This is a genomic window from Kineobactrum sediminis (assembly GCF_002868715.1).
Taxonomy (GTDB): domain Bacteria; phylum Pseudomonadota; class Gammaproteobacteria; order Pseudomonadales; family Halieaceae; genus Kineobactrum; species Kineobactrum sediminis.
Map to the genome: position 1 here is coordinate 614986 of NZ_PKLZ01000003.1, position 15544 is coordinate 630529.

Genomic DNA, 15544 nt, shown 5'->3' on the forward strand with positions numbered 1-15544 from the left:
TTGCTGCTGGCACTGCAGCTTGGACAGCCCAGTCGGGCGGCGAACCTGACCACGGCCAACATCATGGCGCAGACCAGTTCCGCTGCCTTGGCCTGCATGCAGTGGCGCCCGGTGGGGCTGTGTTTCTGGCTGGACTGCGATCTACTAAGTTGCACCGTCAATTCCTCGCTCAAGGTGGGACACTACAACCCCGACTTGGTGGTCAGTGCCTACAACACCCTGGGGGGTAATCCCTGGATCGAGATGCGCGCCACCCTCGGCGCCGCCCAGCGCGTGGCCGCCCAGGGCCTGCTTGGACGGCTGTTGCCGGTACCCGTGGACAGCGCCGGCAACCGCACGGAAGGCACCCAAAACCGCCTCGATCACCGTAACCTCCTGTTCAGGGAAACCGATGCGATCGGCCATCCCCTGAATGTGCTGCCGGCCGCCACTGGCACGGACGGACTGTTCTGTCCCTCCCAGGCCAGACCCCTGGTGCCGTATTTTCAGTCGGGGCTGGATGCGTTGGCTTGGCGGCTGGAGGTCCCGGAAATGCTCTACCCGGCCAGCCGGATCCCCGGCCTGCGCGAGGTCGGCCGCTGGCCTCTGTATACCTGGGGGGGGGGTATATCCCCGCACCGGCTGGACCACCCAGGCCGAAGAACCCAAGGGCGCGGCGATCAACGCCCAGCGCGCGGGCGACATCGTCACCCGCAGGGGGCAACCCCATGTGTATGTGCCCCTGAGAGGCCCTTCTACCCGCAATCAACGCGTGTGGCCGCCGGGCCCACTGGTGGAGGGCAATGCCCGCACCGGGACCTGGCAGATGCTGGCACCGCGCGCCGAGAACCGCTGCGCCGTGTTTGGCAGCAATGATCTGTTCAGCGCCGTGGGCTGGGGCGGTGGGCGGGTCGATCCTGGCGGCGACTACGCCTGGACACTCTGGCGTCCCTACCAGTGCTGCCAGCGCGAGGGTCAGGTTTTTATTAGCGATATCAACTGGACGAGCTTCCCCTGATGCGAAAAGACCGTTCCAGAGTTGCTGCCCACGCCATGGTGGGCCTGCTTCTTCTGCCCCTGCTGCAAACCTCACCAGCGGAAGCGGCGCAGGGCCCCACCGAGGACAGCTTCTGGTACTACGAGATCGGTGGCGCCCAGCCGGTGTCACCACCCCCCAATCCGTTGGTGACCTCGGTCACCCTCGGCGGCTCGGCCCAGCTGGGTCTGGGCTACAGCTGCGCCAAGTTCGATCCGCTGCTGGCGGTCACCCATACCCTGAACAACATCAAGTCGGGCGCGGATGACATGATGAACGCGATGACCGCCGCAGCCTCCTCCGCGATTGCCGCACTGCCGGCGCTGGTCCTGCAGCGCGCCAACCCCGGCCTCTATGACCTGTTCCAGAACGCCTTATTAAAAGCCGAAGAGACCATGAAACTGGCCACCAAATCCTGCGAGCAGATGGAAGCCGAGATCGCCAAGGGCAAGAACCCCTATGCGGACCTGATCACGCTATCAAAAGGCAACGACTGGAAAGTGCAGATGGGCATTGGCGCCAACGACGCGGTCAGCGCCAAGGAGGCGGTGGAATCCGCCAATGGCGACAACGGCGTACCCTGGATTGGGGGCAGCGCCGGCGGCGCCGGTCAGCCGGTGCTGCGTTTTACCGGTGACCTGGTCCAGGCCGGTTACAACATCAACCTGAACCGGCCCATCATCGACATTACCCCGATCCCCGCCACCGACGCCACCCGCCTGGGAGAGATCTGGGCATCGCCGACCCTGGCGCGCAACTGGGTGGTCGATGTGGTGGGCGAGAACATCGTGACCACCTGCGACACCTGCCGCAAGGACAGCATCCCCGGTACCGGTCTGCTCCCCAAGCTCTATCATGAATCCACCGAGGTCACGGTCGAGCTGCAGGCCCTGGTGGTGGGGGACCTCCTGCCCACCCGGGACAATCTGAACCGGGTCACGGCTCCCGGCGTCGCGGTGACCCGACAGGTCATCGAGGCGATCCGCGAGATGCCCGACACGGAACAGGCGCTGATCACCAGCCGTCTGGTGGCCGAAATCAGCACCGCCCGCACCGTGGAAAAGGCCCTCTACGCCCGCCGCCTACTGCATTCGGGGCGCCAGGTGCCCGAGGTGTACGCGACTGAGATCGCGCGCCAGCATGCGGACACCGCCATCGCCGAGCTCGATAAGGAGATCGAAAGCCTGTTGTTTGAAACCCGCGTGCGCCGCGAGGTGGTCTCTGAAACCGTCACCGTCCTGTTAAACCGCGCCGCGGCTCGTCGTCAGTCCTCCCTGGATATCCCCCAGGCCAGCCCCCGTGATCCGAGACCGCTCAACAATGGCCGCGTTCAGTAGACCCCGCCGCCAGAAAGGGTCGTGGCTGGTCGGCTGCTCCCTGCTGATGGTGGTTGCGGCTGTGGGTCTTGGCTGGCTGCTCTGGCAGGCGGTGGCGCTGAGCTCACTTGAGGCGGTGGGGCAGCGGGTCACCGAGGCCAAGCCGCTGCTGAGCGCACTGCGCCTGGGGCTGATCGCACTGGTGGCCACCCTGTGGCCCTGGGTAAGCGCCCGGGTGGGCAAGACCTGGCCTGGTCCACTCCCTGCCACCGCGTCCAATCACCTGCGCTGGCGGGTGGTCGTCTGGCTGCTGGTCATAGAACTGGTGATCGGCCAGAACCTGCCCGGAAGACTCATCGCCACCCTTGGAGTTGTGTCATGAGCGTCGACAGCTATCTGGAGCTTTTTACCACACTCTTTGGCTGGGCCTTCTATGGGGTGCTGTGGGATGTGCTGGTCAGCACCGGCATTGTTTACCTGCCGTTTCTGGGGATCCTGATCGATAACTGGCGCGAGCCCGCACAGGGTGGCGAGTTCGGGTCCGTGACCGGTCTGTCCCTGCGCCGGATGGAGATCGATCTCTTTATCGCACTGCTCGTCGTCGTCCTAGCGGGTCAGCCCGCGGCGCTGACACCGCTTAACGCTGGCACGCTCAGCCACCAGCCGCAGCCAACGGCGACGGATCCCACGCCCGCCACCGCTACCGCGTCTGACAGCCAGAGCACCTATGGCGTCACCGGCTTTACCGGCTCCCCGGCGACGGTCAATCTGCCGGTGTGGTGGTACGCGGTATTATCCATGTCCTCGGGGCTCAACCATGCCGTGATCGCCGGCCTGCCGGTCGCCAGTGATCTGCGCACCTACGAGCAGCAGGCACGCTTGGCCACCATCACGGATCCCCGTCTGCGCCAGGCGGTGAGCGATTTTTTTAGTCACTGCTACATCCCGGCCCGCTCCCGGTTCCAGAGTGCGCAACCCTCATCACCTGCCATCACGGCTCTGCTCACCACCTACGGCCCGGATGATCCGGACTGGCTGGGATCCCATGTCTATCGGGATACGCCGGGATACTATGACGAGATGCGTCCACCCAAACAGATCCCGGGCTGGCCCTACAACGCGCTGCGCGATACTGAATACGACCCGGCCGCGCCGCCGGTGTGGGGCAAGCCCACCTGCAAGCAGTGGTGGGAGGAGGGCACGGCCGGCCTGCGCCAGCAGCTGATCGACGAGGCCGATCTTACGGCGGCCGGCCTCTCCGGGCTGGTGGTCAGCATCGCTCCAGGGCTGGCCACAGAGCTACAACAGGACGCGGTCGCACGAGCGGTGCTGACCAACGCGCCGCCGAGCTGGTCGAACAACGAGCTGGTTGCCGGCAATACGGCCAACACCGGCTGGCTGGCCACGGCGGAAAATCTGGTGAAAGGGGGGCTCGCTACGGGGGGTGTGGTCACCGCATCGGGACTGTTTTCGGTCACCATGACAGCGGTGCTGCAGGCCCTGCCCATGGTCCAGGCATTGATGTTACTGAGTATCTACGCGCTGCTGCCCATGATTGTGGTGCTGTCGTGCTACTCCCTTGCCATGATGGTCACCGGCGCGATGGCGATCCTCACGGTCAAGTTCTGGACCGTTCTGTGGTACCTGGCCATGTGGGTGGATCAGAACCTGATTGGCGCCATGTACCCGGATGTAAACGTCTTTCTGCAGATTTTTGCGAACCCCGGCGAACACGATGCCAAGCGCATGCTCCTCAATATGATCACCACCAGTCTATATCTAGGGCTACCCCTCCTCTGGAGTGGCATGATGGCGTGGGCGGGGATCCATGTCGGGCGTGCTCTTAGCGCTGCATCGGCACCCCTGACGCTACCCAGCGAGAGTGCGGGGAGACAGGGCGCCGCAATGGGTAAAGCAGTCGTTAGTCGTGCCGGTAGGCGATAGCTACCTTAATCTCGCTCATACCAGCCAAAAGGATCTGCGCCGGCGTCAAGGCGGCCGGTGCGGTAGTTGTAGTCGCCAACCAGATCAGAGTCATGCAGGCGTCGTTCTTCTTCCTGCATCTCAGCCGACGCAGCCACATCAACGCAGAATCCCCACACGGCCTTGATAAAGGAGAATACCAGTTGAAACGGTGCGTTATTCATCCGAGTCACCCGACTTGTAGACAGACCAATGTTAGAAGAATAGATCCAATCTACTCTCCTGTCCAGCTGGGGCATTGGGGTCGGACGGCGCTCTCGGTGGTCGAGAGAGCCGGAGCCCCGTTGTCGTGTCGAGGTAAAACCAAGTCTCACCTTTGTGAATCACACCGCATTCCATGCTGGCGTATCGAATCACGTCTGATATAGTCGCTCGGGTTTTGTCCCAAGAATTCAAATGAAGTGCAGCTTTCGACCCGAAGCCGACGGTTGGCAAAGGGCCGTTTTGGGAGTTGTTCGAGAACCAATGGAGGGCCGGATTCTGGCCAATTGGGGAAATATGCATCGTGTTACCAGGGAGCGGCGGTCCTCTTGGTTGGACTTGGAGTGGGAGTTTTTGACGCGCTGATTTTACAAAAATAGTCCTGTTGTTGGCCACGATATTCGAATTAACCGGAATGGCCTTATACGGCCCGGTCTGGTGGATTCGCAGTTAGGCGAGCAGGACGAATGTAAGGGAATAGCTATGCCGAGAGAACCTTCACCGCCGTCGATAACTGAGACAGCCTTCGATTGTCCGCATTGCGGGGCATATACGACTCAGTATTGGTTTGAGGTATACGCAAATGCGCGAGACAAAAACGCCACTCCGCATATTCCAGACGGAAACACACGAAAGCGGATAACCGAGGAAAAGGACATTCCAGATGAGGCAAAACGCAATCTCCTCGAATGGTGTGACAAGATGGATAGCGGTTTAATCTATCTGGAAAGGAATGATGGCAAATACGCACCTAGAAATGTAGACAACCTAAACCTGAGTCAGTGTTATAACTGCGACAAAGTCGCTGTATGGGTTAAAGGGAATCTGATCCACCCAAATCAAAAACTTGGCGTGCCCCCAAATACTGACCTTCCAGATCACATAATTCGGGACTACGAGGAAGCTCGGGGCATTCTTGGTGATTCGCCAAGAGGTGCAGCGGCGCTGCTTCGCCTAGGTGTGCAAAAGCTCTGCGTACACCTTGGCGAGAAAGGTAAGAACATTGATGACGACATCGCAAGTTTGGTTTCTAAAGGCTTGAATCCGCTTGTTCAAAAGTCATTGGATATAGTTCGCGTGATCGGTAACGAGGCGGTACATCCTGGCGTCATAGATTTATACGATGATAGAGACACTGCTAGTCAATTGCTCATCCTCATCAACTCGATTGCCGACCAGATGATTAGCCATCCCAAGAAAGTTGAAGAGCTCTATGGGAAGCTACCGGAAAATAAACGGGAGGCAATTGAAAAGCGCAATAGCAAGGTAAAGCAGAGTGAATAATTCGCCTAACAATGCGCTCCTGCCGACGTCGGCGCTGATGCGCCGCAACCGAGCTCAGGCGTTATGCGGACCAGTGTGACGTTGAGAACAGCTGTGAGTGAATTCTGGATTCAATCTGGCTGACGATGAAGCTGAGAGGGTGTTGAGTAAGAGATAACTTACGATTCGCTAGTTAGATACATTGACGTGCTTGTGATTCAGAAAAAATGTTCAAAAACAATACGAATCCCGTGTGGATTATTTGAAAATGAACACTGAAAGCCACTTGTAAATAATGTAATATATCGCATATGTAGTGCACTGATAGCAGTTGTCATTTTGGCACCTTTAAAAAATTAAAAACCATTTCAGCCTGGGGAACGCATGGGTGACAAGGCAAGAAAATATCGACCGTCTCACGTGAGAAGGCTGGATACATTATCAGGAAATCTCTGCTCTTTCCCAGGCTGTGACAGAAAATTGGTTGCAAGAGATGGTGAAACCATAGTTAGTAAGATTTGCCATATTGAAGCTGCAAGCGAGGAAGGTCCTCGTTTCAATGAAAAAAAGAATGATGATGAGCGAAGGCACTTTAGCAATCTAATACTTATGTGTGATGAATGCCATAACATCATTGATAACAAAGACAATGAAGCGAAATATTCAGTGGAAATTCTTCAGCAATGGAAAAAAGACCATCATGAAAAGATGGAGTCGCTAAAGAAGCCTAATTATTCGCCATTATCACAGGTCATAAACGCTATTGCGTCACTCGACCTTGATACATTCGATGAGAACGGCTCAGAGATTGATGTCTTTAATATCGAAGATAAGATATCCCACAATTGTTTGGTGAGAAATGTTGAATTAATTAATGAGTATAAGGTTTTTTATCCAAAAATATCAGCCCTTTACTCAGAGCTTGAATTGCAAGGTTCTTTCAAAAAAGAGAAGCTATTAAGGAATATACGCAGAATATATTTGAAAGTTCTAGGTTCCTATGTAGGCGTATCGGAAAACAGGCTAGAAATTATCCAGAACAACGCTGATAGCATTATTGAAGATGTTGAAGATGAGCTTCTTGCGACTTGCGAAACAAACACCTCAATTAATCAAGACGATATAGTTTTTGGTCTATCGATTATCATGGTTGATGCTTTTATGCGGTGTAAGATTCTAGAGGAGCCGCCAAAAAAATGATACTTGGAAAGGATATTCACCCCGAGAGGAAAATTTATTACTGGGGAGCAATTGTTATTGATGGCATCCGTCAACATGGGGGCGATGAAATCCCTTTCTTTTCCCTTTTCGAGGAGCTTCGTGCTGACCATGAGATATCAATGGACGTATATGCCTTGACTTTGGATTGGTTGTTTTTATTGGGCGCTATAGATGGTGAAAAAGGGGTTATAAAAAAGTGTTTTTAAAGCGCCTGATGATAGAGAATGAATCAGTCACTATAAGAGATATACATTTCCGGAAAGGTATAAATCTCATTATTGACGAAACATCCACTGAGCGCAAAAAGGAATCAGGAAACAATGTTGGCAAGACGACGGTTTTGCGCTTGATTGATTATTGTCTTGGGAGCAGTGGTAAGAATATTTATAAGGATCCCGAGTTTAATTCAAAATCTAACAGTAAGATCGAGGAATTTTTAACTGAAAATAATATCTGTGTGACTCTGGTGCTAAAGGAGGATTTAGATGTTAGAGCCTCTCGAGAAATAACGATCAAACGCAATTTCTTGAAGCGCTCGCAAAAGATTGTTGAGGTGAACGGAGAAAGAGTAAAATCAAGGGATTTTCCTGAGAATCTGAAGCCTGAAATATTCCAGACTAATATAGCGAAGCCCACGTTTAAACAGATTAAGGCCAAGAATATTCGAGATGAAAAGAATCGGCTGGTTAATACAATAAAGGTTTTAGATGCATACTCAAAAGCAGAAGAGTATGAGGCGCTGTATCTTTTTTGGCTTGGCATAGAGCTGGATGTCGCAGACAGAAAGCAATCTCTCTTCTCGCAAAGGAAGATCGAGGAGAACCTTCAAATAAGGTTAAAGAAAGAAAACACTATATCTCAGATTGAGCAATCGTTACTTGTTATAGATTCTGAAATAGAATCTTTAGAAGAGTTGAAAGAAAAATTTATTGTAAACGATAGTTATTTGGAAGATTTCGACGAGTTAAATAAAGTGAAATCAGAAATTAATCGTTTTTCTACGCGGATATCACGACTTCGAATGAGAAAATCTTTAATTGAGGAAAGTGTGGATGAGTTAGAAAAAGAAGTCTCTAACCTAGACGTTGAAAGGATTCATTACTTGTATGACGAGGCAAAGGCATTACTTCCTGAAATTCAAAGATCATTTAATGATACGCTAAAGTTCCATAACGGTATGATTTTGGAGAAGCAGAAGTTTATTGAGAAGGAGTTGCCGGTATTGGAATCCGAAATAGGCGCTCTTTCCGTTAGGATGTCTGAACTTTTGCTATCAGAGGAAGATATTTCTGAGCGCCTGAAAAAATCTGGTGCGATGGAAGAATTCCAAGATTTAGTCGTTAGGTTAAATAGTTGCTATGAGGCAAAGGGAACCATAGAGGAGCAAAAGAGACTCTGGGACAGCACCACTGAAAAGCTTTCTTCGATTTGCTCTGAGCTCGAAAAGCTCGATAAGGGTATTGACTCTTTGGATGAGAAAATTCAGGAGAGAGTATCTATATTCAATAAATTCTTTTCGAAAATGTCTAACGATTTGTACGGTGAAAAATTTGTCTTAAGTGCGGATAAAAACGAAAAGGGCTATGAGCTCAACATTTCAAATCTTATCGGAAACCCAGGGACGGGAAAGAAGAAGGGTGAGACTGCTGCTTTTGATTTGGCTTACATAAAGTTCGCAGATCATATGGGAATAAAATGTCTACACTTTGTCCTACAAGACCAAATTGAGAACATTCACGATAATCAAATATCGAGCATTCTGATTGATGTTGTTGAGAATATGAACTGTCAATATGTTCTCTCGGTTCTTAAAGATAAGTTGCCTACTGATGTGGCCACTTCACAATACGAAATACTATCGTTATCTCAGTCTGATAAGCTATTCAAAGTCTGAGATATATTGATTACCGTAGATGCGCATAACAAGTCCATTCAACACATGCGAAAACCTCCTCTTCGCTGCGGTTCTGCCACCGGCGATGACTGGCGTTAACGTCCGCTCCTGGCCGGATTGAGTAAGCTCGGCAGGAGCACACAACTCACAGGTATAAGCGTTATCGCACAAGGAATAAGATTAGTGGCATTAAGTTTGCTACGGGGCTAATTGTTGCTAGCCAGTAGGGGTAAAACATGGTGAAAAAATCTAAATCGTTAGCGCAGCCCTCATGGAACGCCACAGTCTGGCGATACATGGGTGTTGATAAGTTCTTTGATTTAATTCTGAATGAGCATCTCGTTTTCAATCGAGCAGACAATTTTACGGATAAGAACGAGTTATTATTTGACTGGATTTCTCTTGATCAACATGCAAGCGGAAATGAGCTGAAACAGACCGAGTTTGATCAGCGCTGCAAAAGCCTAAAGGAATCAGCTTTTGTTAGCTCTTGGTCGGCGCAAAAGAACGAGTCGTTCGGCCTTTGGAAAGTATACTTGGGCGGGAATAATCCAGGCGTCGCGATCAAGACTAATTACCAAGATTTGATTAAATCCTTCCCTTCATCGAGGTTTGACATCGTCTCGGGCAGAGTAAGGTACCATACGCCAACCCGCGGAAAGGCTTTTGACTACATGGTCCAGTTGGACGATGAGCAACTAATTGGAACGAAGTATGCGGGGTACTCTTACGAACACGAAGTTAGGTTGTTTCTAATACCGCCGTCCACTAATTTTGGGGGGCAAAAAATAGTTCAAATACCAGTCAGCTTGGATAGCCTAATCCATGAAATATGGTTATCGCCGTGGATAGCCTCTTGGTTTCAAAGCACCTTCAATGAGATTGTTGATAGGCTTCGTCCCAGTATTTTGGAAAGAATTCGTCCGTCCAGACTGAATGACAATGGCTAAAAAGGTCATCAGTCTTGTGTTTCCGAGGCCTAATATAAACTGTTAATTCGCTACTTAAAAGCTGTGTTAACAAACGTCCGCTCCTGGCACATTATAGAACAACCGATAATGCGACTGTCACAATAAACCCGGTCAACTTATGGCGGGGTTTTTAACCAGTGGTACCCTGACGGGCTTATGGTGCCAGTGGCACCACCTGCGACGCGGCCTGCCGAGGCACGAATTGAGAGCGTTTGAGACAATTCGGGCTTCTCCCGGGTTGGTTGCCCCGGATAAAGAGCGCTGTGAATACCGGTAGGGGCATCGCACTGCGCCCAGGCCACTACCCGCAGCGCTTGGCAGTGACTCGAGCGCACCTGCTTACCGGCACAACACTTGTTCGAACTGCTAGGGTGAGGCCGCCATCTTAATGTGCTTGAAAAGGCGACCTGTGCATCCGTACACGCTATCAAAATGAAGTATGGTCGGTAGTCTAAGCATGTACGCAAATTCCAGAGTGGTGGGGCGCCTGGAACTATTGAACTCGGTTATGATTGAGTGAATTTAAAATCCGAATCCGGGGGCACCATAGGCACAGGATGTAATTGAATGTACTATCCCGACACATGATCGAACTTGATGTCAGGGTGCTCGATGCGATGAGCGATCAAATATTAACCGTTAAAGAAGTTGCTGAGTTTCTGAAAGTAAATGAGCGGACTATCTACCGTCTGGCGATCGAGAAGAAGGTTCCAGCCTTTCGAGTGGGTTCTTCCTGGAGGTTCAGAAAAGGTGAGCTCGATGGCTGGATCAAGGCGCAAGAAGAAAAGCCCGATCCAGAATCCCAATAAGGAAGGCCGCAAATAACACATGTCGATTCAGTCTTTAGAGAAGCTAGGGTTCAAGTTCGGCCAGAGTGGCGCCCACTCGGCTCGTAGCATGATGCTTGCCGAACTGGTAATCCTCTTTCAAATAACACCGCTCGACGCCACCAGGGAGCAATACCAGGCAGACGTGTGCGACCACAACCTGCTCAATAAGCCAACAACCAAAGCTCGCAATCTCACCTACCGTCACTTGCTCGATCTGTATGGCCTTAGCCCCGAAATTCCACTGTTTCGCGTTTTCCGGAAGCTGTGGCCGCTGGAGCCACCCGGCCAGCCGCTGCTCGCACTGCAGATGGCCCTGACCCGTGATCCACTCCTTCGGCTTGCTCAGCATCACATTGTGGAAACACCCATCGGAGAGGCCGTGACTCGACCTGAGGTCGAAGATTTATTGAGTGGTCCGGACCCAGATCGTTTCAGTCCCGCCTCGCTCAAATCCTTCGCTCAGAATATCAACGGCAGTTGGACCCAGGCCGGGGTTCTCCGAGGCAAGACCCGCAAAATCCGCGTGCGGCCCGAGGTGGCCTACACCAACCTGGTATTTGCGCTATTCCAGGCTTACCTGGAGGGCGCTACGGGAGAGCGACTGTTCCAGAGCCGTTGGACCGCGCTGCTGGGCCGCGGCCAGGACCAGTTGGAGGAGCTGGCAGTCATCGCCGCCCAGCGCGGCATTATTGATTACCGGCAGTCCGGGGGCGTCACGGAAGTCCGTTTCCCCGGTTTTTTGACCCCGGAAGAGGAGCAATGGCGTTATGAGTAGCCGTATCGCCCGACTAATCCAGAGCTACCAACGCCACATCGAACTGCCCTGGCAGCCGGGTCTGGCGGGCATTCAACGCGTCATCTTCGTGGTTTATGAGAAAGCCGAGGAGCTGCGCATTCGCTATCAGGTACAGGAATTCGAAATCGCTACCAAAAGCGCTGGTCACAATTGGTTGCAGGTGGACATTACCGATGACTTTGCCCAGTGGATGGCCGGGCAGGAATATCGAGAAGGTTACTTCGAATCCCCCGAGGATTTGCAGGATATCCTCGCCGACTTCACTGCCACCGTCGTCGCTAAGCTCAATGCGGTCCTCGCTGAGGCCGACGAGAACACCGTGGTTGCCATCCAGGGTGTCGCCAGCCTCTACGGGTTCAGTCATACCTCCGAGGTAGTGAATGCCATTGCCAACAATATTCCAGGCAGGCTGCTGGTGTTTTTCCCCGGCGAGTATCACCAGAACAACTACCGCCTGCTGGACGCCCGCCCGGGCTGGAACTACCAGGCGGTACCCATCACGGCGGCGGATACGCTGTAACGATTGATCAAAGAATAACCAGGAGCTCCAAGCATGAAGAATGCTGAAATTTACGCCAAGGACCCGGTAGCCAACCGTATCGCCAACAACGGTGTGGCGGAGGTTAAGGACGATTTCTCCACCCAGGCCCTGGAGACGCTGCGCTACGAGCTGGAGACCTTCGTCTGTGACGGCGAGTACGCCAAGGGAATGGAGTCTATCCTGGACGCTTTCCTGGCCAACGCCGAGCAGGACCGGGAGCAGAAGGGCGTCTGGATCAGTGGCTTCTTCGGCTCGGGTAAGTCACACCTGGCGAAGATGCTGCGCGTGCTATGGACAGACTTCGATCTCGGCGGCGGCATGACGGCCCGCGGTCTGGCGCAGTTGCCGCAGGAAGTTAGCGACTTGCTCAAGCGCCTATCCACGGAAGGCAAGAAAGCTGGGGGCCTGCACGCGGCCTCGGGCACCCTGGGTCAGGGCTCCAGCGACCGGGTCCGTCCTGCCTTGCTGGGCATTGTCTTCAAGTCGGCCGGACTGCCCGAACTCTACCACATCGCCCGCTTCGTAATGTGGCTAAAAAAACAAGGCATCCACGACGGCGTGAAAGCTGAGGTGGAAGCCGCCGGCAAGAGCTGGCAGTCGGAATTGAATAGCCTTTTCATGTCCAAGCTGATCCACAAGGCGCTGTTGAAGGTCGATCCCGAGCTGGCCAGCGGCGAGCAGGAGGTGCGAGACCTGTTGCGCGCCGAATACAAACGTGTAGACGACGTTACCAACGACGAGATGGTAACGGCTATCCGCGACGCCCTGTCCGTCGATGGCAAGTTCCCCCTCACCCTGGTGGTGCTGGATGAGGTTCAGCAGTACATCGGGGGCAATTCCGACCGTGCCTACCAGGTTCAGGAAGCAGTGGAGACCTGCTGTAAACACTTCACCGGCAAGTTGCTGTTCGTCGCCACCGGCCAGAGTGCGCTGACGGGCGTGGCCGTGCTCACCAAGCTGCTGGGGCGGTTCCAAATCCCGGTCCAGCTCTCCGACGCTGACGTCGAATCGGTGATCCGCAAGGTTATCCTGCAGAAGAAGTCCTCTGCGAAGACGGCTGTTGAGGCTGTGCTGGAGGAGAACCTGGGCGAAATCTCACGCCACCTTCAGGGCACCAAAATCCAGTACACCAAGGATGATGAGGCCGTCATGGTGGCGGATTACCCCATCCTCCCCGTTCGCCGCCGCTTCTGGGAGCGGGTGCTGCGCATCATCGATACCACGGGCACGGTGGCTCAGCTCCGTAGCCAATTGAAGGTTATCCACGAAGCTACCAAGGTGACGGCTAGCCAGGAACTAGGCCACGTGGTGGCCGCCGATTTTATCTTCGATCAGCTCGCAATCACCTTGCTGCAAACCGCGGTGATTTCCAAGGACGTACACGAGACGATCGAAAGGCTCGCTGCGGGGAACGACGATCAACAGCTGCAATCCCGGCTCCTGGCCCTGATATTCCTGATCGGCAAGCTGCCCACCGATGCCGTTGCCGATGCCGGTATCCGGGCCACCCCCGAAATACTCTCCGATCTATTGGTGGAGGACCTCACCGCTGGGTCGGACCTGCTGCGCAAGCAGGTTACCGCACAGCTAGACGCCCTGGCTCAGGCGGGCCTGGTTATGGCGCTGGACGTCGGCGGCAGCAAGGAATACCGCCTTCAAACCCAGGAAAGCAGTCAGTGGTATGAAACATACCGGCAGCAGGAGGCGGGCATCGCCGGCAATCCGCTGCGCATCGAGACCGAGCGCGACGACCTGCTGGCCCAAAAGGTCCGCGAGGTGACCAATCAGTTGCGCTTGTCCCAGGGCAAAAGCAAGGAACCGCGCAAAATGACGCTCAGCTTCGACCCGGTCGTGCCCCCGGAAGCCAACAAGCAGTTTTACGCGGCGGTACGTAACGGCTGGGGGATGACGGAGCAGAGCCTGATTGCCGAAGCCCGGGCGGACGATAACAAGCACGGAACGCTCTACGTTTACGTTCCCGCCCGTAACCGGGATGAGTTGCAACAGGTGATCACCACGATCAAAGCGGCGGATGCAACTTTGAACATTCGCGGTGGCCCCAGTTCCGCCGAAGGTAAGGATGCCCGTCAGGCTATGGAAACCCGCTTGTCGGCTGCGGCCACCAGCCGTGACACCTTGGTTAAGGAGATCTTCGCGGGCGTGCGCGTATTCATTTCCGGCGGCGAGGAAATCGATGGCGACGACTTGCGGGACAAGCTCGATCAGGGTGCCAAAAAAGCACTGCTGCGTCTGTACAAGCAGTTCGACATCGCCGATGACGAGCGCTGGGGCAAGGTCGTTGAAAACGCGCGCAAAGCCGGCGGCGAAACGGCCCTTAACGCCATCGATTACAACGGTGATATTGAAAAACAACCTGTGTGCGCGGCCGTAGCGCGCTATATCGGCTCAGGCAAACGTGGCAGCGACATCCGCGAACATTTTATGAACGCACCCTTCGGCTGGCCCCAGGATGCCATTGACGGCGCTCTCTACGCGCTGCTTGCCGCAGGGCACCTCAAGGCTCGCACCGCCGCGAACGCGCCCGTGGACGCCAAGGGTTTGGAGCGCAAACAGATCACCCAAACCCATTTTGAGGTCGAAAACGTCACCATGTCGACGGTCCAGAAGATCGCGGTGCGCAAGTTCCTGGTCGAATTTGTGGGCTGTAACCCCGGGGAGGAGGACGCCAAGCTCAACGAGTTCCTGCAATTCGCACGCGACCTCGCCGGCCGTGCCAGCGGGGAAGCCCCGCGCCCGGCGCGGCCCGACCTCAGCCTTATAGAGGAGATTGCGGGGGAGGCTGGCAACAGCCGTATGCTGAAATTGTACCAATACGCAGACGAGTTGCGCCAGGCCATCGTTCAATGGCAGCAACGGGAGGCGGCTATTAGTGAGCGCATCTCCAACTGGAGCAAGCTGAAAGGCCTGGTCGCGGTCAGCCGGGGTCTGTCCTTCCACCCGGAACTGGCCAAGGAGGTCGATGCCATCGAGAGCGGCCGTCGCCTGCTCGAACAGCCTGACCCCGTGGTCGAGTTGGTCGCTTCAACAACCGAAAGCCTGCGCAATGCCATCCAGCACCGCTTCAATACCTACAAGGACACCTACGAAAAGGCCTTGAGCGAGATCGAAACCGATATCAATTGGTGCAAGCTGGATAGCGTCAAGCAAGAGGAACTCCTGCAGAGCCGCAGTATCACCGCTCCGACCCAGCCCAGCTTGAACAACGCGGACGAGGTGCTTGATTCCCTGGATCAGTGCAGCCTGGAACATTGGAGCGAAAGGACGGCGGCCCTGGAAAGAAAATTCGACATGATCCGGGAGGATGCCTCCAGGCTGCTGATGCCCAAGTCGGTGAGGGCGCAACTGCCACGGCGCACATTGGAGGATGAGGCCGCAGTGGAAAAGTGGTTGCAGGACGCCCGGGAGGAACTGCTCGCCAAACTGCAGCAGGGTCCGGTCATCGTCTAGGGTGGTGAAGACGCCCGCAAAACAGTACTTGGCTTGAAGGGAGAA

Annotated in this window: 14 protein-coding genes and 1 pseudogene; 14 read left to right on the forward strand and 1 reads right to left on the reverse strand. The window is 54.5% G+C overall.

Going from position 1 to position 15544, the window contains the following annotated elements:
- Positions 1-96: 96 nt before the first annotated feature.
- The 5 genes and pseudogenes from CWI75_RS18870 to CWI75_RS08090 all read left to right on the forward strand — a co-directional run.
- Positions 97-501, forward strand: a pseudogene (locus tag CWI75_RS18870) (TraU family protein); the annotation flags it as partial.
- A complete protein-coding gene (locus CWI75_RS18875; RefSeq protein ID WP_338152698.1) occupies positions 500-997 on the forward strand; it encodes a TraU family protein in 498 nt (165 codons plus the stop codon). The pseudogene CWI75_RS18870 and the gene CWI75_RS18875, both read left to right, overlap by 2 nt.
- Complete coding sequence (locus CWI75_RS08080; RefSeq protein ID WP_241521128.1) at positions 997-2352, forward strand: integrating conjugative element protein; 1356 nt, start codon at positions 997-999, stop codon at positions 2350-2352. Before CWI75_RS18875 ends, CWI75_RS08080 begins: the two co-directional genes overlap by 1 nt.
- Complete coding sequence (locus CWI75_RS08085; RefSeq protein ID WP_101520946.1) at positions 2336-2713, forward strand: hypothetical protein; 378 nt, start codon at positions 2336-2338, stop codon at positions 2711-2713. The genes CWI75_RS08080 and CWI75_RS08085 overlap by 17 nt, the downstream gene beginning before the upstream one ends.
- Positions 2710-4275, forward strand: coding sequence for a conjugal transfer protein TraG N-terminal domain-containing protein (locus CWI75_RS08090; RefSeq protein ID WP_101520947.1), 1566 nt, complete (start codon positions 2710-2712; stop codon positions 4273-4275). The genes CWI75_RS08085 and CWI75_RS08090 overlap by 4 nt, the downstream gene beginning before the upstream one ends.
- Positions 4276-4280: 5 nt before the next feature.
- Here CWI75_RS08090 and CWI75_RS08095 read toward each other — a convergent pair whose 3' ends face one another.
- Positions 4281-4478, reverse strand: a complete 198-nt coding sequence (locus CWI75_RS08095) for a hypothetical protein (RefSeq protein WP_101520948.1) — start codon at positions 4476-4478, stop codon at positions 4281-4283.
- A 520-nt stretch (positions 4479-4998) separates the two neighbouring features.
- On the opposite strand from CWI75_RS08095, the gene CWI75_RS08100 reads away from it, so the two are divergent.
- From CWI75_RS08100 to brxC, 9 genes are all read left to right on the forward strand, one after another.
- Positions 4999-5799, forward strand: coding sequence for a DUF4145 domain-containing protein (locus CWI75_RS08100; protein WP_101521033.1), 801 nt, complete (start codon positions 4999-5001; stop codon positions 5797-5799).
- Between the two features lie 363 nt (positions 5800-6162).
- A complete protein-coding gene (locus CWI75_RS08105) occupies positions 6163-6978 on the forward strand; it encodes an ABC-three component system protein (protein ID WP_146003564.1) in 816 nt (271 codons plus the stop codon).
- Positions 6975-7205, forward strand: a complete 231-nt coding sequence (locus CWI75_RS08110; protein WP_101520950.1) for an ABC-three component system middle component 6 — start codon at positions 6975-6977, stop codon at positions 7203-7205. The genes CWI75_RS08105 and CWI75_RS08110 overlap by 4 nt, the downstream gene beginning before the upstream one ends.
- Positions 7196-8893: a DUF2326 domain-containing protein gene (locus tag CWI75_RS08115; RefSeq protein WP_101520951.1), complete on the forward strand. Its 1698-nt coding sequence runs from the start codon at positions 7196-7198 to the stop codon at positions 8891-8893. Before CWI75_RS08110 ends, CWI75_RS08115 begins: the two co-directional genes overlap by 10 nt.
- Before the next feature lie 236 nt (positions 8894-9129).
- Complete coding sequence (locus tag CWI75_RS08120) at positions 9130-9843, forward strand: hypothetical protein (protein ID WP_146003565.1); 714 nt, start codon at positions 9130-9132, stop codon at positions 9841-9843.
- Positions 9844-10448: 605 nt separating this feature from the next.
- Positions 10449-10673 (forward strand): helix-turn-helix domain-containing protein, encoded by a 225-nt coding sequence (locus CWI75_RS08125; protein ID WP_338152696.1) that lies wholly within the window; start codon positions 10449-10451, stop codon positions 10671-10673.
- Positions 10674-10692: 19 nt separating this feature from the next.
- The gene (locus tag CWI75_RS08130; RefSeq protein ID WP_101520953.1) at positions 10693-11469 is read left to right on the forward strand and encodes a hypothetical protein; all 777 of its coding nucleotides are present in this window, start codon (positions 10693-10695) and stop codon (positions 11467-11469) included.
- A complete protein-coding gene (locus CWI75_RS08135; protein ID WP_101520954.1) occupies positions 11462-12010 on the forward strand; it encodes a BREX protein BrxB domain-containing protein in 549 nt (182 codons plus the stop codon). The genes CWI75_RS08130 and CWI75_RS08135 overlap by 8 nt, the downstream gene beginning before the upstream one ends.
- A gap of 33 nt (positions 12011-12043) precedes the next feature.
- The gene (gene brxC / locus CWI75_RS08140; RefSeq protein ID WP_101520955.1) at positions 12044-15499 is read left to right on the forward strand and encodes a BREX system P-loop protein BrxC; all 3456 of its coding nucleotides are present in this window, start codon (positions 12044-12046) and stop codon (positions 15497-15499) included.
- The last annotated feature ends 45 nt before the right edge of the window (positions 15500-15544 follow it).